The organism is Streptomyces sp. NPDC079167 (genome assembly GCF_040686735.1).
In the GTDB taxonomy this organism is placed as follows: domain Bacteria; phylum Actinomycetota; class Actinomycetes; order Streptomycetales; family Streptomycetaceae; genus Streptomyces.
Map to the genome: position 1 here is coordinate 53,660 of NZ_JBFBLO010000024.1, position 20,064 is coordinate 73,723.

19 protein-coding genes and 1 pseudogene are annotated in these 20,064 nt (G+C 69.5%); 4 read left to right on the plus strand and 16 right to left on the minus strand.

Going from position 1 to position 20,064, the window contains the following annotated elements; all coding sequences use genetic code 11:
• Positions 1-154: 154 nt before the first annotated feature.
• The 8 genes from AB0P41_RS33180 to AB0P41_RS33215 all read right to left on the minus strand — a co-directional run bounded on the left by AB0P41_RS33180 (position 155) and on the right by AB0P41_RS33215 (position 7,893).
• Positions 155-1,516 carry an MFS transporter gene (locus AB0P41_RS33180; protein ID WP_365935820.1) on the minus strand — a complete coding sequence of 454 codons (1,362 nt, stop codon included), beginning with the start codon at positions 1,514-1,516 and terminating at the stop codon, positions 155-157.
• A gap of 67 nt (positions 1,517-1,583) precedes the next feature.
• Positions 1,584-2,450, minus strand: coding sequence for a cytochrome c biogenesis CcdA family protein (locus AB0P41_RS33185; RefSeq protein WP_365935822.1), 867 nt, complete (start codon positions 2,448-2,450; stop codon positions 1,584-1,586).
• On the minus strand, positions 2,447-3,190 hold the full coding sequence (locus tag AB0P41_RS33190) for a DsbA family protein (protein ID WP_365935824.1): 744 nt from the start codon (positions 3,188-3,190) through the stop codon (positions 2,447-2,449). Before AB0P41_RS33190 ends, AB0P41_RS33185 begins: the two co-directional genes overlap by 4 nt.
• 125 nt (positions 3,191-3,315) lie before the next feature.
• On the minus strand, positions 3,316-3,870 hold the full coding sequence (locus AB0P41_RS33195; RefSeq protein ID WP_365935826.1) for a hypothetical protein: 555 nt from the start codon (positions 3,868-3,870) through the stop codon (positions 3,316-3,318).
• Positions 3,833-4,366: a DinB family protein gene (locus AB0P41_RS33200; protein WP_365935828.1), complete on the minus strand. Its 534-nt coding sequence runs from the start codon at positions 4,364-4,366 to the stop codon at positions 3,833-3,835. Before AB0P41_RS33200 ends, AB0P41_RS33195 begins: the two co-directional genes overlap by 38 nt.
• Before the next feature lie 166 nt (positions 4,367-4,532).
• Positions 4,533-5,966: an amino acid permease gene (locus AB0P41_RS33205; RefSeq protein WP_365935829.1), complete on the minus strand. Its 1,434-nt coding sequence runs from the start codon at positions 5,964-5,966 to the stop codon at positions 4,533-4,535.
• 159 nt (positions 5,967-6,125) lie between these two features.
• Positions 6,126-6,590 (minus strand): RidA family protein, encoded by a 465-nt coding sequence (locus AB0P41_RS33210; RefSeq protein ID WP_356714569.1) that lies wholly within the window; start codon positions 6,588-6,590, stop codon positions 6,126-6,128.
• Positions 6,591-6,645: 55 nt separating this feature from the next.
• A complete protein-coding gene (locus tag AB0P41_RS33215; protein ID WP_365935832.1) occupies positions 6,646-7,893 on the minus strand; it encodes a MalY/PatB family protein in 1,248 nt (415 codons plus the stop codon).
• Between the two features lie 81 nt (positions 7,894-7,974).
• On the opposite strand from AB0P41_RS33215, the gene AB0P41_RS33220 reads away from it, so the two are divergent.
• The 3 genes from AB0P41_RS33220 (at position 7,975) to AB0P41_RS33230 (ending at position 9,516) form a co-directional block, all read left to right on the plus strand.
• Positions 7,975-8,460: an Lrp/AsnC family transcriptional regulator gene (locus AB0P41_RS33220; protein WP_356714571.1), complete on the plus strand. Its 486-nt coding sequence runs from the start codon at positions 7,975-7,977 to the stop codon at positions 8,458-8,460.
• A 73-nt stretch (positions 8,461-8,533) separates the two neighbouring features.
• Positions 8,534-9,217 (plus strand): carbonic anhydrase, encoded by a 684-nt coding sequence (locus AB0P41_RS33225; RefSeq protein WP_356714572.1) that lies wholly within the window; start codon positions 8,534-8,536, stop codon positions 9,215-9,217.
• A complete protein-coding gene (locus tag AB0P41_RS33230; protein WP_365935834.1) occupies positions 9,214-9,516 on the plus strand; it encodes a sulfurtransferase TusA family protein in 303 nt (100 codons plus the stop codon). Before AB0P41_RS33225 ends, AB0P41_RS33230 begins: the two co-directional genes overlap by 4 nt.
• A gap of 88 nt (positions 9,517-9,604) precedes the next feature.
• Here the strand turns inward: AB0P41_RS33230 and AB0P41_RS33235 are convergent, their stop codons facing one another.
• From AB0P41_RS33235 to AB0P41_RS33260, 6 genes and pseudogenes are all read right to left on the minus strand, one after another.
• A complete protein-coding gene (locus AB0P41_RS33235; RefSeq protein ID WP_356714574.1) occupies positions 9,605-10,309 on the minus strand; it encodes a GNAT family N-acetyltransferase in 705 nt (234 codons plus the stop codon).
• Between the two features lie 110 nt (positions 10,310-10,419).
• Positions 10,420-11,041, minus strand: a pseudogene (locus AB0P41_RS33240) (LysE family translocator).
• Between the two features lie 54 nt (positions 11,042-11,095).
• Positions 11,096-12,478 carry a DUF3500 domain-containing protein gene (locus tag AB0P41_RS33245; protein WP_365935836.1) on the minus strand — a complete coding sequence of 461 codons (1,383 nt, stop codon included), beginning with the start codon at positions 12,476-12,478 and terminating at the stop codon, positions 11,096-11,098.
• Between the two features lie 155 nt (positions 12,479-12,633).
• The gene (locus tag AB0P41_RS33250; protein ID WP_365935838.1) at positions 12,634-13,284 is read right to left on the minus strand and encodes an ATP-binding protein; all 651 of its coding nucleotides are present in this window, start codon (positions 13,282-13,284) and stop codon (positions 12,634-12,636) included.
• A gap of 567 nt (positions 13,285-13,851) precedes the next feature.
• A complete protein-coding gene (gndA, locus tag AB0P41_RS33255; RefSeq protein ID WP_356714578.1) occupies positions 13,852-15,291 on the minus strand; it encodes an NADP-dependent phosphogluconate dehydrogenase in 1,440 nt (479 codons plus the stop codon).
• Between the two features lie 218 nt (positions 15,292-15,509).
• Positions 15,510-16,106, minus strand: a complete 597-nt coding sequence (locus tag AB0P41_RS33260; protein ID WP_365935840.1) for a hypothetical protein — start codon at positions 16,104-16,106, stop codon at positions 15,510-15,512.
• A 209-nt stretch (positions 16,107-16,315) separates the two neighbouring features.
• Here AB0P41_RS33260 and AB0P41_RS33265 point away from each other — a divergent pair, with 209 nt between their 5' ends.
• Positions 16,316-17,164: a DUF1963 domain-containing protein gene (locus AB0P41_RS33265; protein ID WP_365935842.1), complete on the plus strand. Its 849-nt coding sequence runs from the start codon at positions 16,316-16,318 to the stop codon at positions 17,162-17,164.
• 83 nt (positions 17,165-17,247) lie between these two features.
• On the opposite strand, the gene AB0P41_RS33270 is transcribed toward AB0P41_RS33265, so the two are convergent.
• Complete coding sequence (locus AB0P41_RS33270) at positions 17,248-19,080, minus strand: ABC transporter ATP-binding protein (RefSeq protein WP_356714581.1); 1,833 nt, start codon at positions 19,078-19,080, stop codon at positions 17,248-17,250.
• A 417-nt stretch (positions 19,081-19,497) separates the two neighbouring features.
• The gene (locus AB0P41_RS33275; protein ID WP_365935844.1) at positions 19,498-19,974 is read right to left on the minus strand and encodes a DUF5709 domain-containing protein; all 477 of its coding nucleotides are present in this window, start codon (positions 19,972-19,974) and stop codon (positions 19,498-19,500) included.
• Between the last annotated feature and the right edge of the window lie 90 nt (positions 19,975-20,064).

Sequence of the window (20,064 nt, forward strand, 5' to 3'; positions counted from 1 at the left end):
GCGGCGGCACCGAGTGCGGTGCGGGCGGCCGTCCCCGGGCCGGGGCCGCTTGAGCAGCGCTTTCGCTGAATGGATGCCGTGGGGGGCGAGTGCCCAGGGGGCTCACTGCCGTAACGGCACGCGCAGCGGCGGCAGCAAGGATGCTCGGGGTGCTTCAGCGTTCCCGGACGAGGAGGGCCCAGAACGCGAGCACGGGCAGGACCAGGACAGCGGCGACGGCGTTCAGCCCGCCGAAGCCGATCCAGCTCATCGAGGGACCGGCCAGGCCGGCGCCCACGGCTGCGACGACGTTCATCGCGGTGTCCGTGGTGCCCTGAACCCCGGGACGCAGGGGGGCGGGAGTGGTCTCACTGAGCATCGCCGACCCGGCCACCAGGTTGAACGACCAGCCCAGCCCCAGGAGGAACAGGCCCGCCATCATCAGGCTGACGGAGTCGTGGCCCATGCCCGACAGCGCGGCGGACACCAGGAAGACGGCCTGTCCCGCCACCACCGTCGGGAGGTGACCGATCCGGTCGGCCAGCCAGCCGACGACCGGAGAGAACGCGTACATGCCCAGCAGATGGCCGCTTATGGTGATGCCGACGATGGTGAGACCCGCATGGTGCTGCGCCATGCTGACCGGTGTCATCGTCATGATGGCTGCCATGACGGTGTGAGCCAGAACGATGGCAGTGAACGCGAACGCCGCGCGGGGGGAGTGGCGCAGGTGGCGTAGGCCCGCGCGCAGCGTCCCGGTACCCCGGGGCTTCTCCACCGCAGCGGGGGTCTGCGTCGGCGCGGCCCTCGTGCCGGCTTCATGCTCGTGCCGTTCCTCGTCGTACTGGTACTGGAGGGACAGCATCAGCGGGTCGGGACGCATGAAGCCCCCCAGGAGCAGGGCTGCCAGTGCCATGCCGATGCTCGCCAGGACGAATGCCCCGGCGAGTCGGGGGAGGTGCAGGGCCGACGCGACGGCGGCGCCCGGATCGGCGAGGTTGGGCCCGATCACCGAGCCGATGGTCGTGGACCACACCACGACGGACAGCGCCTGGGCGCGGCGGTGGGGCGCGGCGAGGTCGGCTGCCGCGTAGCGGCTCTGCTGGTTCGTCGCGCTTCCGACGCCGAACAACAGCATGCCCACGATGAGCAGGGGTATCGAGCGGCTCACCGCGGCACCCACGAGCAGTGCCCCGCCGACGGCGGCCACGAGCCAACCCAGGCTCAGTGAGGTCCTGCGCCCGGCCCGCTGTGCGACCAGGGCCAGGGGGACGCCGACCGCTGCGGCGCCGGCCGTCATGGCCGTACGGGCCAGCCCGGCGTACGTCTCGCTGTGAGCCACCGATTCGGCCAGCAGGGCGCCGATGGACACCGCCACACCGACGCCGACCCCGCCTACGATCTGGGCTGCGGACAGGACCCGGACCGTACGCCTCTGTACGGCGGCGACCCGGGCGTCTGCCTGCCACGGTTGCGTGGATGGCTCTTCCGCGGATGGCTGCTCCGGCTTCGTGGCTATGTCGTCCGGCGTGCTCACGTGTCGGCACTCCCTCAGTGGTCAAGTGGGTGGGTGGAGGTCGGAGGCGGAGTGGTCCCGCCGCGGGTCAGGGGTCGTGCGGGGGCGGGGTCCTGGAGTGGTCTTCCGGCCGAGGGCTGTTCCGGCGTGCCAGCAGGACGGCGGCGGTGATCGCGGCCACGGCGGCCAGCGCGAGCAGGAGCACGCGGTCCGGTACCGCGCCGCCCAGACGTGCCAGGTCCTCCTCCAGTCCCGCCTCCGTCTCGACGCTGACAGGGGAAGGCAGGGCAGCGGTGCCGTCGAACAGCAGGAAGACTGCGCCCAGAAGCACGAAAAGGGTGCCGCTCAGGAGGGAAGTGGAGTGCCAGGAGAAGCGTCCCAGGCGCAAGGTGCGGCCGCGCAGCCAGCGCTTGTGTCCGAGGTCGAAGCGGTCCCAGAGCAGGGACAGGACGAACAGGGGAACGGTCATGCCCAGGGCGTAGACGGCGAGCAGAAGACCCCCGTGCGCGGGCCGGCCGCCGAGCGCCGCGAGGGTGAGGATGGAGCCGAGGATGGGCCCGGCGCAGAACCCTGCCAGGCCGTAGACCGTGCCGAGTGCGAGGACGGAGACGGCCGATCCGGAACGGCGCGCGCCGGCGGCCTGCTGGAGCCGTCGGACGCCGAACCCGAGCCCGAGGATCTGCGCGACTCCCAGCGCGATCACGGTCCAGCCGCCGATGGTGATCAGGAGATCGCGGTGGCCGTAGAAGAGGCGGCTGGCGAACGATCCGGCGACACCGAGCGGCACGAGGGTCGTGCACAGTCCGAGGTAGAACAGCCCCGTCCGCAGCAGCAGTGTGGTGGTGCTGGTGAAGGAGTAGGCGAAGAAGGCCGGCAGGAGCAGCGCGCTACACGGGCTGAGCAGGGCCAGCAGTCCGCCGAGGAAGGCGGCCAGCAGACTCGCGTCGCCGTTCACCGGGCGTCCTCGGCCGCGGCCTCCACGGTCTTCTTGAAGGTGTCGACCGACTGGGCGCCCAGGACGGGGACGTCGTTGATGAGGAAGGCGGGAGTGCTGGTCACACCGAGGGCGTAACCCTCTTCCTGGTCACGCCGGACGGCCGTGTCCGCCGCGTCGGAGTCCATGTCCGTGCGCCACTTGTCGAGGTCCTTCACCCCGGCGGCCTCGGCCATGGAGGTCAGCTTGTCGGCGGAGAAGGCGCCGGTGTTCTTCTTGTGCGTCTCGCTGTACGCCTGGTTGTGGAACTCCCAGAACCTGTCCTGTCGGCCGGCCGCCCAGGCGGCGCGGGCGGCCTGCTCCGACTCGTCGCCGAAGATGGGGAAGTTGCGCCACTCGATGCGCAGCACGCCCTTGTCGACGTAGGAGCGGATCAGCTCCGGTTCGGTGTCGCGGGCGAACTTCCCGCAGTACGGGCACTGGAAGTCCGAGTACTCGATCATGACGACGGGGGCATCGGCCTTGCCCACGGCCAGGGGATCGTCGCCGTCGCGGCGGGCGAGTGCGAGCAGGGCCTCGGACTGGGCATCGGGTGTACTCGCCTGGGCCGTCGCGGAGTCGTGTGAGGTTTCGTCGGAGGAGCTGTTGTCGAGGGTGAGGGCGAGCACCGCGGTGACAACGGCGGCCAGCCCGAGAGCGGCGGCGGCGAGCGTACGGCCCCGTCGGCGGGTGCGCGACGCGGAGGAGGCAGAGGACGGCATCGGGATCAACCTTGTGCTGGAGGTGCGAACGGTGGACGGCGAACGGCGCTCGTACCGAGCGCGCGCCATGACCGGGTGACGATCCGGACGGCACGCGGCGCGCGGGCGGGGCGCGGGCGCTCGGTCTAGATCCGCATCCGGTCGGGGACGGTCCGCACCGTCGGCGGGGAGAGCCCCGACGTCACCGCATCGCGACGCACGTCGGCCGAGGCGGTGCGCGGCACGGCACGGGACAGGGCCACCGATGGGGCGACCTTGTCCGTGGCCGCCGGGAGACTCACGTCCGGCTGGGCGGGGAGCACCTTCCGGCACGGCGCCGGGCTGCCGGGTGTCTCGCACTGGGGGGAGCCGTGCCATGCCGCGTCGACGGTGTCAGGAGCTTCCTCCCTCGCCGACGGCTCCTGAGCGCTCCCATCCACGGGGGCGGTGACGGGCGCCCGGCCCCGTGCCAGGGTGACTTCGCCGTTCGCGAGGGCACGCGTCCCGCACGCCCACGCGCTCATCACAAGGAGAAGCGACAGCAGGGCCGTGAGCCCGCACCGGGCCCGGGTGTGCGTCGGACCCGTGACGGCCGCGCCCGGCCGGCGGGGCACCGGTGTCACCTCGTTCCCGGTCACCACCGGGCCGGCCGCGATCCGCACGTCACAGGCAAGGATCCAGAACGAGATAGCCGTCGACACGGCGGACCTGGTCGGAGTCCGGGTCCGTGGGCAGGGCGTGTCCGAAATGCTCGGCACGGACCTCGCCGATCCACTGGTCGTGCTGGTACTCGTGGTTGATGAGCGCGGTCAGTAGATGGGTCGCGACGATCGTCATCTGCGTGGGGGCGCCGGCCTTGCCGGCCGCGATGTCGCCGATGCGGGCGTGCACCCGCTCGGCGACGGTTTCCCGGAAGGCGCCCAGCCGCCGCACGGTGGGCAGGGCGCCCCGGAACTGCTCCGGGTTGGCGGAGTCCATTACGGCGTCGAGGGCGGGGTCGGGGCTGGGTTCGGCCGCAGTGAGGTTGCGGATCATGAAGTGGGCGACGTGAGCCTGGTGGCCGAGGTGCCAGCCTATGGCGCTGAAGTCCTCGTGCGGGCGCCAGATCACCTCGTCCGGAGTCAGGTCCCGCCACAACTCGTCGGTGTAACTGCGAGCACGGTCGTACTCACACAACAGCGCTTGCAGTTCGTGCATGACTCCTCTTCCGGGTGTCCGATGCGGGCTGGTCGACGGGAGTTGGGGCGTGTCCGTGTCAGCGGCCCGTCCCGCGCGTCACCGCGGTACGGCCGTCGGCGGCGTACCGCCGCCAATGTAGGGAGCCGGTCGGCGGTCCGGTAGGAGCGCAAGCCGAATGGGCTCATCACTGCTCTGTATGGCTCACGGCGAGGAGGGGCCGATCGCCGGACGGTCGCCGCTGCCTGCTCTTCCCGGTGTAGAAGGTGTAGGCGGCGAACACGACCACGACCCAGCCACCCGACACGAGGAGCGAGACGCGGGTGTCGGGGAGGACGGCGACGCAGACGAGGACGGCCGCGATGAAGGCCAGGGCGAGGTAGTTGCTGTACGGGTGCAGGGGCATCTTGTAGCGGATGCCGTCCGCCTCGCCGCTCGCGACCTTGGCTTTGCGGAACCTCAGGTGGCTGATCACGATCGATCCCCAGGCGCATATCAGGCCGAAGACGGTCACGGACGAGAAGACCGTGAAGACCTGGTCGGGCATCAGCAGGTTGAGCAGTACACCGGCGGCCATCGTGACGAACACGGCCGTGACCGCCCGGGACGGTACGTTCCTGTGGTTGACGGTGCCGAGGAACCCCGGGGCGTTGCCCTGCAGCGACAGGTTGTAGAAGGTGCGGCTGTTGGTGAAGACGGCGGAGTTCACCGCCGACAGCACCGCGGTGATGACGACCACGTTCATGACCGTCGCCGCGGCGGGTACGCCGATCCAGGCGAAGACCGTCACGAACGGGCTGCCCGAGCCGTTCAGCGAGGTCCAGGGGAAGACGGTGACGAGGACGGTGATGGCACCCACGTAGAAGATCATCAGCCGCCAGAAGGTCGCGTTGACGGCCTTCGGCATCGTGGTGGCGACGTCCTTCGTCTCGCCTGCCGCGATGCCGAGGTTCTCCACGCCGCCGAAGGAGAAGGCGACCATGACGATGGCGAGGAACGCGGCACCGACGCCCTTGGGGAAGAACCCGCCGTGGTCGTGGAGATGGCCGAGACCGATGGCGTTGCCTCCGTTGCCGGCGCCGAAGAGGACCATCGCGAAGCCGAAGAGGATCATCGCGATGATCGCCACCACTTTGATGAGGGCGAACCAGAACTCCGCCTCGCCGTAGAACTTCACCCCTACGACGTTGACGACGAACAGGACGGTGACCGCCACCGCCGCCGTCGCCCAGATCGGTACCGAGGGGAACCAGTACTGGACGTAGTGTCCGAGGGCGTTCAGCTCGGCCGCGGTGGTGGCGAGGAGGAAGATGAAGGCGTTCCAGCCGTTGAGGAAGCCGGCGAAGCGGTGGATGTAGCGGTTGGCGTAGGAGATGTAGGCGCCGGAGACCGGCTCCTCCACCGACATCTCGCCCAGCGCCCGCATCACGAAGTAGATCGCGACGGAGGCGACGACGTAGGTCACGATGATGGCCGGTCCCGCGGTGGCGACGGCCGATCCCGAGCCGTAGAACAGGCCGGTCCCGATCGCACCGCCGATGGCGATCATCTGGATGTGCCGGCTCTTCAGATCCCTTCTGAGATCTTCTTTCTCATGGGTTTTCGCGGTGCTGGCGGGCATGTCACTGCTCCCTGACGGAGAGGGTGGTGCTCTGGCGAAGGGGACGTGCAGATACACGAACGCCGCAGCAAGAGGGTGCTGCGGCGCACGCCCGTGGCCGGCCACGGGCGCCTGGTTGTGCGTCAGGCCGGAAGACGGCTCCCGGTCACAGGCGCGGTGTCACGCGCAGGCGATGACCGCCTCGATCTCGACCGGGGCCCGCATGGGCAGCGCGGCCACGCCGACCGCCGAGCGGGCGTGCTCGCCCGCCTCGCCCAGCACCTCGACGAACAAGTCGGAGGCGCCGTTGGCGACCAGGTGGTGTTCGTTGAACTCCGGTACGCCCGCGACGAACACGGTGATCTTCAGCAGCTGCTGGATCCGGGAGAGGTCACCGAGTGCCGACTTTGCCTGGGCCAGGACGTTCGCCGCGCACCAGCGGGCGGCGAGCTGACCGGTGGGGACGTCCAGGTTCTGGCCGAGCAGTCCGGTGGCGACCAAGGCGCCGTCGCGCAGCGGGAGTTGCCCGGAGGTACGCAGCAGGTTCCCGGACCGCGTGTACGGCAGGTAGTTGGCGACGGACCTGGCCGGCTCGGGCAGGGGCACGCCGAGTTCGGTCAGGCGCTTCTCGATGGCAGATGTCATGGGTGTCCTGTCTTGTAGAGGATGTGTGCTTGCCGCCAGGGTGGGGCCGGGCGGCTCAGAGGCCCTTGACCGCGCTGAGTAGCCGATCGACGGCTTCGTCGACCGTGGAGCGGGGACAGCCCAGGTTGACCCGCATGTATCCGTGGCCCTCAATGCCGAACTTCTGGCCCTTGTCCAGCCAGAGCCGTGCCTTGGTGAGCATGAACGTGTCGAGGGATGCGGCGTCCATGCCGAGGTCCCGGCAGTCCATCCACGCCAGGTACAGGGAGTCGGCGGGCAGGACGCGCACCTTGGAGGTGGCGGAGTTGACCGACTCGGCGAAATGGGCGTGGTTGCCGCGCAGATACGTGAGCATCTCCTCCAGCCAGGGCTCACCGTGCGCATAGGCGGCCTCGGCGGCGACCATGCCCAGCACGTTGACCAGCGGGAACATGTTGCGGTCGTACTGACGGGCCAGCTCCGCCCGCAGCCTGGGGTCGGGAACGAAGACGTTGGCGCTCTGCAGTCCCGGGAGGTTGAACGTCTTGCTGGGGGCGGTGCAGGTGATGCTGTTGCGGGCGAACTCCGCGCCGAGCGAGGCGAACGGGATGTGCTTGCGGTCCGGATTGACGACGAGGTCCTGGTGGATCTCGTCGGAGACGACCAGGACGCCGTGGCGGGCGCAGATCTCGCCCATGGTCCGCAGCTCGTCCTCGGTCCACACGTTTCCGGTGGGGTTGTGGGGGTGGCTGAGGATGAACAACTTGGTGTCCGGCCGGATGGCGGCCTCGAATATCCGGGCGTCGAAGCGGTAGCCGTCGTCGGTGCGCACCAGCGGTGCGAACGCGAGGTGGCGGCCGTTGAGCAGGATGTCGTCGTGGAAGTGGGCGTAAACCGGCGGCTGGATCAGCACCGAGTCGCCCGGTGCGGAAAACGCCTGTACCGCCGTCTTGAGCGTGGTGATGATGCCGGCGGTCTGCATCACCCAGTCCCGCTCCACCTCCCAGCCGAACCGCTTGGCCTGCCAGCCGGTCACGGCGTCGAGGTAGCTGTCGGTGGCGCCGCCGGGATAACCGAAGACGCCGTGGTCCACTGCCTGGTGCAGTGCGTCGAGTACGGCCTGGGGGGCCTTGAAGTCGGTGTCGGCGACCCACATCGGCAGCGGGTCGGCCGCGGCCTCGTCGGGGGTCAGCAGCTGATGGGCGTAAGCCCACTTCATGGAGTTGCTGTTCTTGCGGTCGATGACGGTGTCGAAGACCGATCCGGTGTTTCCCGCGGGGGCGGCCTGCTGTGTCTGGTCGGGGCAGATGGGGTCGGTTTCCATGGCTGAATGCTAGCGACGACTATGGGCAAAATGTTCGTGAACTTTGCCCTACAAGAGGCTTCAATGGCTAAGATTTCAAAAATGGACGCTACTGATCGCAAAATTCTTGCCACTCTGCAAGCGGAGGGCCGCATCACGCTCACTGATCTGGCCGACAAGGTCCGACTCAGCGTCTCCCGGTGCCAGCGGCGGGTTCGCGATCTGGAGGCGGGTGGGATCATCCGGGGATACCGGGCCGTGGTCGACGCGGCGGCACTGGGGTTCGGGTTCGAGGTGCTGGTCTTCGCCACCCTCAGCCGCCCCGACGCCGTGACGGACTTCGACGCGGCACTCGCCGACATCCCCGAGATCGTCGAAGCGCAGCGGCTGTTCGGAGAACCGGACTACCTGGTCCGCGTGGTCACGGCCGACCTCCCGTCCTATCAGCACCTCTACGAGTCGGTGCTCATCCATCTCCCGGGGGTGCGCAGCCTCAACTCGACCATCGTGATGAAACAGGCCGTCCACCCGCGCCCCCTGCCCGAGCGGCCCTCACGCCAGGGGGCGCTGCCCGCTGCCGGTGCCTGAGCGCGATCAGCGCATCCGCTCCGCGCACCCCCCCTGCTCACTACGTGGGGGCTCCGGACGTAACCTGCGGCGCATGACTAACGCCACCCCGGAAGCCCGGGCCACCCCGAGCGAGGCTTTCGCCCTGCTCAGCAGCGGAAACCGGCGCTTCGCCGCCGGCACCCCCCGGCACCCCAACCAGGATGCCGCCCGCCGCGCCGACACCGCGTTTGCTCAGCACCCACACGCTGTGCTGCTGGGATGCTCCGACTCCCGGCTGGCCGCGGAGATCATTTTCGACCAGGGGCTGGGAGACCTGTTCGTCGTGCGCACCGCCGGGCACATCGTGGGATCCGAAGTCCTCGGCAGCATCGAGTACGGGGTGAGCGTGCTGGGGTGTCCGCTCGTGGTGGTCCTCGGGCACGACGCGTGCGGGGCCGTCGCGGCGACCCGCGCCGCAGTGAGGGAAGGTACGACCGCGAGCGGTCACCTGCGGGACGTCATCGAGCGGGTGACCCCGAGTGTGCTGGCCGCGCAGGCGGCGGGCGTGAGCGAAGACGAAGGCTTCATCGGCACGCACGTCCACCACACGGTCGACCTCATCATGGACCGCTCACGAGAACTGGCCGACCAGGTCGCGTCCGGACACGCGGCGGTCGTCGGCCTGACCTATCGCCTGGCCGAGGGCACCGTCCGCACGGTGACCTCCCGGGGCATCGGCCCTCTGGCGGCCCCGGGCACAGTATCTGCGACCGCACCTGCGCCGAAGAGCCGATGACCCGCCCGTCCCCTGCCGCCGAGTCCGTCCTGACCGTCGACGGCACCGGCCTGCTGTGCGTCACACTCCTGCTCCGTCTGCGCAAGAAGATCGACGGAGCGCCGGCGGGCACCGTCGTCCACGTCATCGCCACCGACCCCGCGGCGCCGCTTGACCTGCCCGCCTGGTGCCACATGACAGGCCACACCTACCTCGGCCCCGTTCCGGGCGTGCGACCTGTGTTCGCACTGGAACTCACCGACGGTGCCCGCACCACCCGCCCGGACGCCCCGTGGCACGCGCTGGATCAGGAGCCGTAAGACCCTCGGCGGCGGTGACGCCCTCCATTCCATGGCTGTTTCACGGGAGGGAGCCCGATACTTGCGGGCAGAGCGCGAGGGGAGGTGGTCAGGGGGTGCGGAAGCCCTGGAAGGTCACCTGGCGGCGGGTCTTGAAACCGAGTCGCTCGTAGAGCGCGATGGCGCCGGTGTTCGTCTCCGCTACATGGAGGAAGGGCCGGTCGCCTCGCGCCACGATGTGGGCGGCGAGCGCGCTGACCAGATGGCCGGCGTAGCCCCGCCCCCGTGCTTCAGGGGCGGTGCAGACGGCGCTGATCTCGGTCCATCCTGGCGGTCGCAGGCGCTCCCCGGCCATCGCCACCAGGGTGCCGTCGACGCGGATCCCGAGGTAGGTGCCGAGTTCGTGGGTGCGCCGCCAGAATGGGCCCGGCTCGGTCCGCGCGACGAGGTCGAGCATGTCGGGAACGCTGTCCGTGCCCAGTTCGACCAGGGAGGCGTCGGGCTCGGCACTGGGACTGTCCGGGGGGCCGCCACAGGACCAGACCATCTGACGGCCATCGAGGCTGAAGACTGGTTCCCAGTTCGGCGGTGGAACGGCCGGGCAGTTGAACATGTCGGCGAAGGCGCCCGGACCCAGCAGTTCTGCGAGATCGGCCCAGTCACCCGCGTCCGGCTGGGTGGACACGGAGGCGAAGGTCGCCACGTCCGTGAGGTAGGTGGCGGCCCGGCCGAGGCGGCGGGCCAGATGCGCGTGCCGATCGCCGAGCGACCGGCCCACCGGGTCATCGAGAACGGTGGCCTCGTTGTGCGTCATCCTGCTGTTCCCTTCCTGGTGACGGCGCGGTAGGGCAGCCAACCCGCGCCCCTCAGTGCTCCGGACCCACCGACTCGACGGTGACCGCGCCGGTCGGCCGGCTCTGGCACTCACGGCTGGGTGGTGGCCACCTTCAGCCCGCATCCGATCAGTACGGTCCCGGTGACACGGTCCATGCCCCGGCGCACGGCCGGCTTCTGGAAGAAGGAACGAGTTCCGGACAGCAGCAGGACATATAGGCCGAGCCAGACCGCGGTGAGCATCGCGTGCACGAGGACCAGCAGAGCCATGCCGCTGTGGGCGGACAACCCGGTCGGGGCCAGCGTCGGCAGCAGACCTGTGTAGAAAACGGCGATCTTGGGATTGAGCACGTTGCTCACCAGGCCGGTCCGCCAGGGGTTGCCGCGAGGCGTGACGAGGGCCGCGGCCGGTGTCCGGGACCGGCCGCGGCGACTGTGGAGCAGTGCCTGAAGGCCGAGGACGACCAGGTAGACGGCGCCGGACAGTTTGACCACTGTGTACGCGGTGGCGGACGCGGCCAGGACTGCGGCGAGGCCGACCACCGTGAGCACCCCCCCAGACCAGCAACCCTGCCGTGATGCCACCCATGGTCCGCAGCCCGTCCTGCCGGCCGGAGGCGACGGCACGCCTGGTCACCACGGCCATGTCCGGCCCGGGCACCACGGTCAGCACGGCCAGGACACCGACTGCGGTCAGGAACTGTATGAGCATGTCCCCAGTCTCACATCCGCGGCGGACGGAGTGGACGACCGGTGCCCTCTGGCCTCAGTGGTCGGTCTCCAAGTGCAGTTTGAGCAGGTCCACGCCGTAGTCGCCGCCGTTGGGCGTGCGGATGATGGTGTGGATGTGCTGCTGGGTAGGAGTGCCGCCCATGCCGCCACCACCGCCCGGGCCTCCGCTGGGCATGCCGCTCGGTTGGCCGCTCGGCATGCCGCTGGGCTGCCCGCCGGAGGCGCCGCCACCGCCGCCCGTCTGGGCGTTCTCGCCGTAGGCCAGTGGGGACTGGGCGTCGTACTCGATGAGCACGACCGGGCTGTGCACCCGGTAGTAGAACGCGGAGGAGTCCTTGGTCTCGCCGATCCAGTAGAAGTACGTGTCGTCGAGGTGCTCCTCCACCTCCTTCATCTTCACCGCTGCGTGACCGTCGTCCATGTAGCCGACGTAGACGCCGACCAGGTCGAGCAGCGTCTGGCGCTGGGCAGAGGTGAACTCCTTTGCGGCGAGCCCCTGGTAGGCGAGCTTCAGGTTGTCGTGGCCGGCCCCGGCAACCATGTCGGTGCCCCCCTTCTCGTCGGCGGAGATCACCTTCTTGCGCTGCACCGCGGTCAGGGACCGCAGCAGTGCCAGACCAGCCTTGGTCTCCGGCTTGAAGAGGGCGATCTTCTCGCCGTTGTACGTGGCCGAGGTCGGCTCCGAGCCCATGAAGGTCGGGGACATGACGACCTGGTCGCCGAGGACGAAGTAATTGATGGCGACGTGGTGGCCCTCGTACTGGAAGCCCCAGGGCTTGGTGGTGGACGGGGTGCCCATGAAGGTGAAGTAGTAGTGCCCCTCGGTCAGCGTCTCCTTGCCGCCGCCGTTGTAGTCGCCGAGGAAGGCGTTGAGCTTCATGATGTTGCGGGTCTGGGCTAGCCCGTCGGCCGACAGGGCCTTGCCGAGCAGGGTGTATCCGAGGTTGCGCTGCTTGTCGGTGAGGTCGCCCATGCGGGCGCCCTCGCGTTCGTAGCCGTCGACGTTGCTCCAGGCCAGCCACTCGTCGTCGTCCACGTCGAAGACGCAGGCCCGGCGCACCTTGGTGCTGAGTCCGTCCAGGAACGCCTGTGCGGCCTTCACCATGGCGTCCGTCGAGACGCCGGTGGAGTGGATCGAGAAGAGGTCGTCGACGATGTTTCCGTCGGTGGTGAGGCCCTTGAAGTCGGCGTACTTCACCTCGGTGGCACCGGGACCCATGCCTCCGGCGCCGCCGGGCCCACCGGACGGCATTCCGCTCTGGGCGCCGTCGGACGCGGAGTCTGTCGCGTCGGATGAGCCGGCGGAGCAGCCGGTCATGGTCGCGACGGCGGCGGCACCGCCGAGCAGCAGTGACCTGTTCATGAACCAGCGGCGGGTGCGCTCGGCGGCGGGGGAGCGAGGACGGTGTGTGTTCATGCACGTGACCCTCGCTCATGATCCTTGTCCTCATGTGAGAACCGCCTGTGAACGAGCCATGAGACGGCGGGCCTTCCGGAAGTGGAGCAGTGCCGTTCGGCGAGGCGGGTGACCGGCAGGGCGAGGGATGCCGGGGGCGGCCGGCGTAAGCGTGTTCAGGTGTGGAAAATCTCGTTGTAGAGCGGGAGCACGATGCGGAAAGTGGCACCCTGACCGGGCGCGGTGTCGATGTCGACGTGACCTTCGTGGAGGGTGACCAGGGAGCGGACGGTGGACAGGCCCAGGCCGGCGCCACCCAGTTCGGCCCGAAGACGCTGATGACGGCGGGCACGGCCGTCACCCTCGAGGGCACCCTGGTGCTGATGCTGCTCAAGCCCGCCGAGGGCTACCTGACCGTCGTGCTGCCTGCCATGATCCTGACCGGTCTCGGCCTGGGCGCCTTCTTCGTCGCCCTGCCCCACACCGCCCTCGCCGGCATTTCCGCGTCCGACACCGGTGTCGCCAGCGCGATGATCAGCACCACCCAGCAGGTCGGTGGCGCGGTCGACCCCGCCCTGCTCAACACCCTGTACGTCTCCGCCCTCACCGGCTTTTTCGCCGACCGCCACGGTTCGGTGTCGCAGGCTGGCCGGCTGGAGGGATACGTGCACGGTTACCGGGTCGCCTTCCTCGCCAGCGCCGCCCTGTTCGCCCTCGCACTTGCCGCCACCGGTCTCATCGTCCGAAGCCGCCGCACCCCCGTCGCCGCCTCCTGACCACCCGCACCGAAAGGCCCCGCACATGAACAGCGCCAACGAGTCCGCCATGTTCTGGGAGAAGCACTACGCCGGCATGGACGCGCAGTGGGGAACCAGGCCCAACGCCGTCCTGACCGTGCTGCTCACCGACCTGACCCCCACCCCGAGCACAGCCTTGGACCTGGGCTGCGGCCACGGCGGCGACGCACTCTGGCTCGCCGCCCAGGGCTGGGACTCACGCCCGTCGACGTCTCCCCGACCGCCCTCGACCGCGTGGCGGCAGGCGCCGCGGCCACCGGCCTCACCGACCGCATCCGCCCCCAGCAGCACGACCTCTCCCAGACCTTTCCCGACGGCACCTGGGATCTGGTCACCGCCACCTACTTCCACACCCCCGTCACCATCGCCCGCGAGTGCGTCCTGGGGCGAGCCGCCCAGGCCGTAGCACCCAGCGGGCGGCTGGTCGTGATCGAACACGCCTCCACCGCCCCTGGTCCTGGCAGGCCGGCCAGGACATCCGCTACCCCACCCCCCCAGGACGTCATCGCCTCGCTCCGGCTCGACGACACCTGGACGGTCGAACGTGGCGACGCACCCCAGCGCACCGCTACCGGCGTGGGTTTCCGCGGGTGCCGGTCAGCTCTCGACTTCGGTCTTGTCGCCGCCCCAGAGGGTGTGGAAGACGCCGTCGCGGTCGATGCGCCGGTAGGTGTGTGCGCCGAAGTAGTCGCGTTGGCCCTGGGTGAGGGCGGCGGGGAGGCGTTCGGCGCGCAGGGAGTCGTAGTAGGCGAGGGTGGCGGCGAAGGCGGGGGTGGGGACGCCTTGGGTGACGGCGGTGGAGATCACGTTGCGCCAGTCGTCCTGGGCGGTGGCGATCTCCTCGGCGAAGCTCTTGTCGGCGAGGAGGCTGGGCAGCTCGGGCTGGGCCTCGTAGGCGCTGGTGATGCGGTCGAGGAACGCGGCCCGGATGATGCACCCGCCACGCCAGATGGCGGCGACTTCCCCGAGGTTGATCTTCCAGTCGTATTGCTCGCTGCCGGCGGCGATCTGGTGGAAGCCCTGGGTGTACGAGACGATCTTCGACGCGTACAGGGCCTGTTCTACCTGGTCGGCGAAGGCCGCGGCTTCGTCCTTGCCGAGCTTGCGGGCGGTCGGCCCGGCGAGGTGGCGTGAGGCGTCGCGGAGATCGGCGTGGCCGGAGACGGAGCGGGCGAAGACGGCCTCGGCGATGCCGGACACGGGAACACCCAGGTCGAGGGCGATCTGCACGGTCCAGCGGCCGGTGCCCTTCTGCTCCGCCTGGTCCAGGACGACGTCAACGAAGGGCTTGTCCGTGGCCGCGTCGGTGTGGGAGAGCACCTCGGCGGTGATCTCGATGAGGTAGGAATCCAGGCGCCCGGTGTTCCAGGTGCGGAAGATGTCCGCGATCTGCGCGGGGGAGTACCCGGCCACGTCGCGGAGCAACTGGAACGCTTCGCCGATCAGCTGCATATCGGCATATTCGATCCCATTGTGTACCATTTTGACGAAGTGGCCCGCCCCGTCGGGGCCGATGTGGGTGACACAGGGGGAGCCATCCTTCGCCTTAGCGGAGATCTTCTCCAGCATTGGGCCCAGGGAGGCGTAGGACTCCTTGCTGCCGCCCGGCATGATGCTGGGCCCGTTGAGGGCGCCCTCCTCGCCGCCGGATACGCCGGCGCCGACAAAGTGGATGCCCTGGTCGCGCAGAGCCTTCTCACGGCGGCGGGTGTCGGCGAAGTGGGCGTTGCCACCGTCGATGATCATGTCGCCGGGTTCGAGCAGCGGGGCGAACTCCGCGATCACCGCGTCCGTCGGGTCGCCGGCCTTCACCATGACCACCAAGCGCCGAGGGCGCTCCAGTGCCGCGACGAAGTCCTCGGCGGACTCGGTGGCGACGAAGTCACCTTCGTCGCCGAACTGTTCGACGAGTTCGTGGGTGCGAGCGGCCGTGCGGTTGTGCAGAGCGACTGCGTATCCGTTACGTGCGAAGTTCCGGGCCAGATTGCGCCCCATGACGGCAAGTCCTGTGACACCGATCTGCGCTGTGCTGCTCATCGTGGCTCCGCCTACTTCCGGTCTCGTGGTCCTCGGCAGTTCGGCCGACCGCCATGGTGGAACGCGCTCCCGAGCTTACGAGGTGCAGACGATCGCCGGCTGGGAGGCTGTCATGGTGTCGCCCATGTTCCCCGGATGGCCGCCGCTGTCCGTTCGATGCTTCGGCGTCGTCGCGGTTGCCCGGCACAGCGTTACCCATGACGGCTCCGACGCCGTGATCAGGTCCCCCCGAGTTCGCGGCCCGTACCTCCCTGACCGGTATGACGAAGTGGACCGCTCCGGCCTCCGGCCCGGTTCCTCGCGATGTTCCGTATCTTCTTGCTGCTGCCTGACCCGGCGAGCAGGGCGAGTACCGCCGGCGACGTCGACTCCTCGGCGAGGACGCGCTGCATCCAGTCCGTGGCCTTCTCCAACTCGGCCGGCGTCGGCACGTGACCGCCCTTGACGGACAGGCAGAACAGCCAGTCGTGGATGCGGCGGCGAATGAACGCGCGGTGTCCTTCGGCCTTGAGCCGGTCGATCTCCGGCAGCAGACCGGTCGACCACTGCCGGAATTCGTCGGGGCCGGTCACCTTCATCGCGATCGTGTCCACGAGGGCGACCACCGCCGTCCTGGCCCCCATCTCGTGGGGATCGCGCAGGATCATGGCCACCATCGCGCGGTCCCGTTCGCGACTCGGCGAGGAAGCGGTCACCGAGACGACGCGTTGGTACACGGACGACCGGACGTGCTCGTCCGCCAGGGCGTCGTCGATGTCCACGTCGCAAATGCCGGCCCCTGCCAGCAACTCGGCCACATCGGAACGCAGGGTCATGGAGACCGTTTCATCTTGCACTCCCAGGTCGCGATACCGGTGAACCCGTGCTGCGGTCCTCGTGCCGGCAGACGGAGTGATCATCGTCGCTCACCGGCCTTGCCCGCCGTGTTCCGGGGAGCCCTCGCCAGGGTCTACCCGTGCCCGGCCGAAGCCCGCGTCGTCCTGCCGGGCGTGGGGTGTCAGTGGTGGCGACTACGGTTGCCGGTGTGTCTGACGAGCTTCGGAGAATGCTGATTCCCTTCCGTACGAAGGCCGTTGAGGAGGGGTACCCGTGGGAAGACATACCCCCGCTACCGGCCGAAGAGGTGGACCGGTGGATCGGCCATGTCCGGCCTTGCGCGGTGCTCACGCAGGGCGGGGACGGGCCTGTCGCGGGCAGGTTCGGCGGGCCGCTGCTGCTGCCCGCCGAGGCCCCGGACCCTGAGCACCCGTACCTCGCGTCCGTCGACTTCGCCGCGTTGCCGAAGGACGCGACGGACCTCCCTCTGCCGCCCGACGGACGCCTGCTGCTCTTCACCTCACTCCTGGAAACGGACGGCGACGGCAACTGCGGCCAGGCCATCTACGTTCCGGCCGGCACACCGGTGGAGGAACGCGACAGGATCAGCTGGAGCGGTCACGCCGTCGACGAGGACGAGGAGGACCAGAGGATCGTCGATTCCTACCCGCAGGGCGAGTTGGGAGTCAGAACCGAACCGGACCTGCCGTATCATCCGCTTCCCGAGTTTGCGCACGCTCACGAGCTGGTCGATGTCTGGTGCGACGCCTCTGACAGAAGAGGGCATCTGCAGATCGGCGGCTACGCGGACCAGGAGGACTCCGACCCGAACCCGCTGGAATTCGTCGCGCAGTGCGCCGTGCGGCAGGCGAAGCGGGGGCGGTGGGGCGGCGGTGAGCCGGTGTCGGGCGCTGTCGAGGACTGGGTACTGCTCGCCCACTGGAACCCGGACATCGCGGGTCGGGAAGGCGCGGACGTGCAGTGGGGAATCCAGCGCGCGGACCTGGCGGCCCGTCGCTTCGACCGCACCTTCAGCACCGTCTACTGGAATCCCTGACCGGGCCAGGAGAGAACACCCACGGTAATGCGGGATGCGAGGGATGACGCCGATCCGTCCCCCGGCCCGCGGAAAGCTCGCAGTCATCGCGTCCGTTCGGCCGTAGCGGGCGGTGCGACGGTGTCGGACTCGACGAGGAACCCGCCGGACTGGTGGTGCCAGAGCTTGGCGTACGCGCCGTCGGCCAGCAGGAGTCCGTGGTGTGTACCCTGCTCCACGATGCGGCCGTGGTCGAGCACGATGAGGTGGTCCATGGCCGCGACCGTACTCAGGCGGTGCGCGACGACGAGGGCGGTGCGGCCCTCCATCAGCTGCCACAGCGCCTGCTGGACGAGCGTCTCGCTCTCGGAGTCGAGCGCGCTGGTCGCCTCGTCCAGCAGCAGGATCGGCGCGTCACGCAGGATCGCCCGGGCCAGGGCGACGCGCTGGCGCTGTCCGCCGGAGAGCTTGACCCCGCGTTCCCCGACCATCGTGTCGAAGCCCGCCGGGAGCTGGTCGGCGAACTCGGTGACATGGGCCGCGTCGGCGGCGGCGCGGATCTCGGCGTCGGTCGCGTCAGGACGGGCGAAGTGGATGTTCTCGCGCAGGGTGCGGTGGAACATGGCCGGTTCCTGCGGAACGTACGCGATCAGGCTCCGCAGGTCCGACTGGCGCAGCCGGCTGATGTCCTGACCGCCGATCAGGATGCGGCCGGACCGTACGTCGGCCATCCGCAGCAGCAGCCGGGTGAGCGTGGTCTTGCCGCCACCCGACCGTCCGACGAGGCCGATTCTCGCCCCGCTCGGCACGTCCAGTTCGAGGCCGTCGAAGATCGGCTCGCCCCCGTCGTGGGCGAAGGTGACGTTCTCGAAGTGGACGCCCGCGGTTTTCGGGGCCAGCGGCTCGGGGTCCGTGGGGTCGGTCACCGTGGGCTTGACGAGGAGCAGTTCGGTGAACTGGGCGGCCTCGGTCATCGAGCTCTCGAGGCGGCGGTAGATCTGGTTGAACTCGAACATGATGCGGGTCGAGCCGGTGTAGTACGTGAAGGCGACCACGATCGCCTCCACGCTGCCGCCACCGGCGCCGATCCCGACGGCGAGGAGCAGGCCGAGACCGTTGGTGAGCACGGACAGCGGTGCGACGAGTGTGTCGATGCGGAGATTGCCGTAGTCCCACGAACGCAGCGTCAGCCGCCGGGACTCCGCCACCCGCGCCCGGTGTTCGGCCGCCTCGCGCTCCTCGGCCGCGAACGCGCGCACGGTGTCCATGTTCATCAGCGCGTCGGACACGTGGCCCGCGACCCGGGCGATCGCCTTCTCGCGCCGGTTGACCAGCTTCTGGCGTCGCCGGATGAGCGGCGTGGCGCACACGGCGGTCAGCGTGATCATCGTCAGCAGGCCCGCCACCAGCAGGGGGTCGTAACTCCAGAGGATCACCGTGCCGAACAGCAGCGGGGCCAGGCTTCCGACGATGTTGAACGTGAGGGTGTCGACGAACTCCTCGAAGCGGGAGGCGTAACTCAGCACCCTCTTGGTGAGGGACCCGGCGAAGTTGTCCTGGAAGAACGAGGCGTCCTTGGCGAAGAGTTCGTCCATGCCGGTGACGTACAGGTGCTCGATGCCACGGGCGTCGACGCGGTTGAGGCAGTGGAGTCCCACTCGCCACATGGCTTCCGCCAGGAGCAGGACTCCGGCGAACACGCCGACGTACGGGAGGGCTTCGCGGACGCCCAGGGCTCCGTCCTCGGCTATGCGGCCGACGAGTTTGGCGACCACCAGAGGCGCGACGTACGTGATGCCGATGTTGCCGAGCGCCGGGAGCGCCAGCGCGGGAACGGAGAGGCCGCGCTGGCGGGACAGCTCCCGTAAGTAGTTGCGGAGAGCGAGCCGGACCGGGCCCTTGCGCGGTCCGGTGCCGTGAGACTGCTGCGATTCCATGCCGACCTCATGTCGTGATGTCGTGTCGCGGGCAGTTGCTCCGGACTTCACCGCGGCGGAGGCCGCGCACCGAAGGGCACGGCACCGTACCGGGCGGAAGCACTCGCCGCCCGTCCGTGGCGAGAGATCCGGGGGAGCGGAGTCTTCCGTGGCCGGGCGGCCGGCGTCCAAGCGTTTTCGGGGGAACGGGCGGCGCAGCGGCGTGTTTCGGCCGGGCGCCGGCAGGCAGGCGGCGTGGCTGGTTCCTGTTCCTGGCCGGCCCTCGCGATCGGGTAGCCCGTTGTGGCCGGCTCGACCAGCTCTTCGGGTGCGACGTTCATGGGCCGGCTCGTCGAGCTCTCGGGCGCGACGGCTCTCTCCTCGGCCCCGGCCGCTCGGTGCCGTGGGCACCCCTGCTCCGAGCCTGGTGGCGCGTGCTCAGGGCGCCGGTTCGCCCCCGAACAGGTCCCTCTCCTCGGGGATCAGGTGCATCGCCGCTTCCTCGGCCGACGCCGCCGCGCCGTCGACGCCGACGTCCTGCGCCGTGAGGGTGGACGGCACGTGCCCGTCCCCCTCCTGCGTGAGCCGGCCCGCGCGGTCCGTCCCCACTTCGGTGTCGTAGAGCTCCCCGTCGCCGTCCGCCAGATCTCCCGGACCGTCCTGGGACGGGGCGATGTCCTCGGGAACCTCCCTGGTCAGGCGCCTGTCGAGGGATTCGCCCGTGTGCTGCTCCGAGGCGGTGGTGCCCTCGTCGTCGACCGCCCAGGGCCGGTCCGGCGGGGAGTAGCCCTCGTCCAGGACGTCCTCGATCGCGGACGTGTCCAGGGTGTCCTCGAGATCCAGCAGGTCATCGGGGTCGGAGGCCTCCGGCTCCTGCGGCTGGTAGACGTCGTCCCCCCGGTCGCTGTCAGTCATGGCGTGGTCCCTTCCTCCGGGTCCCCTATGTGCAATTCCACTCCGGTCCGGCGAGGGGCGCAACGGAAGCCGCTTCCCAGCATGGATGAC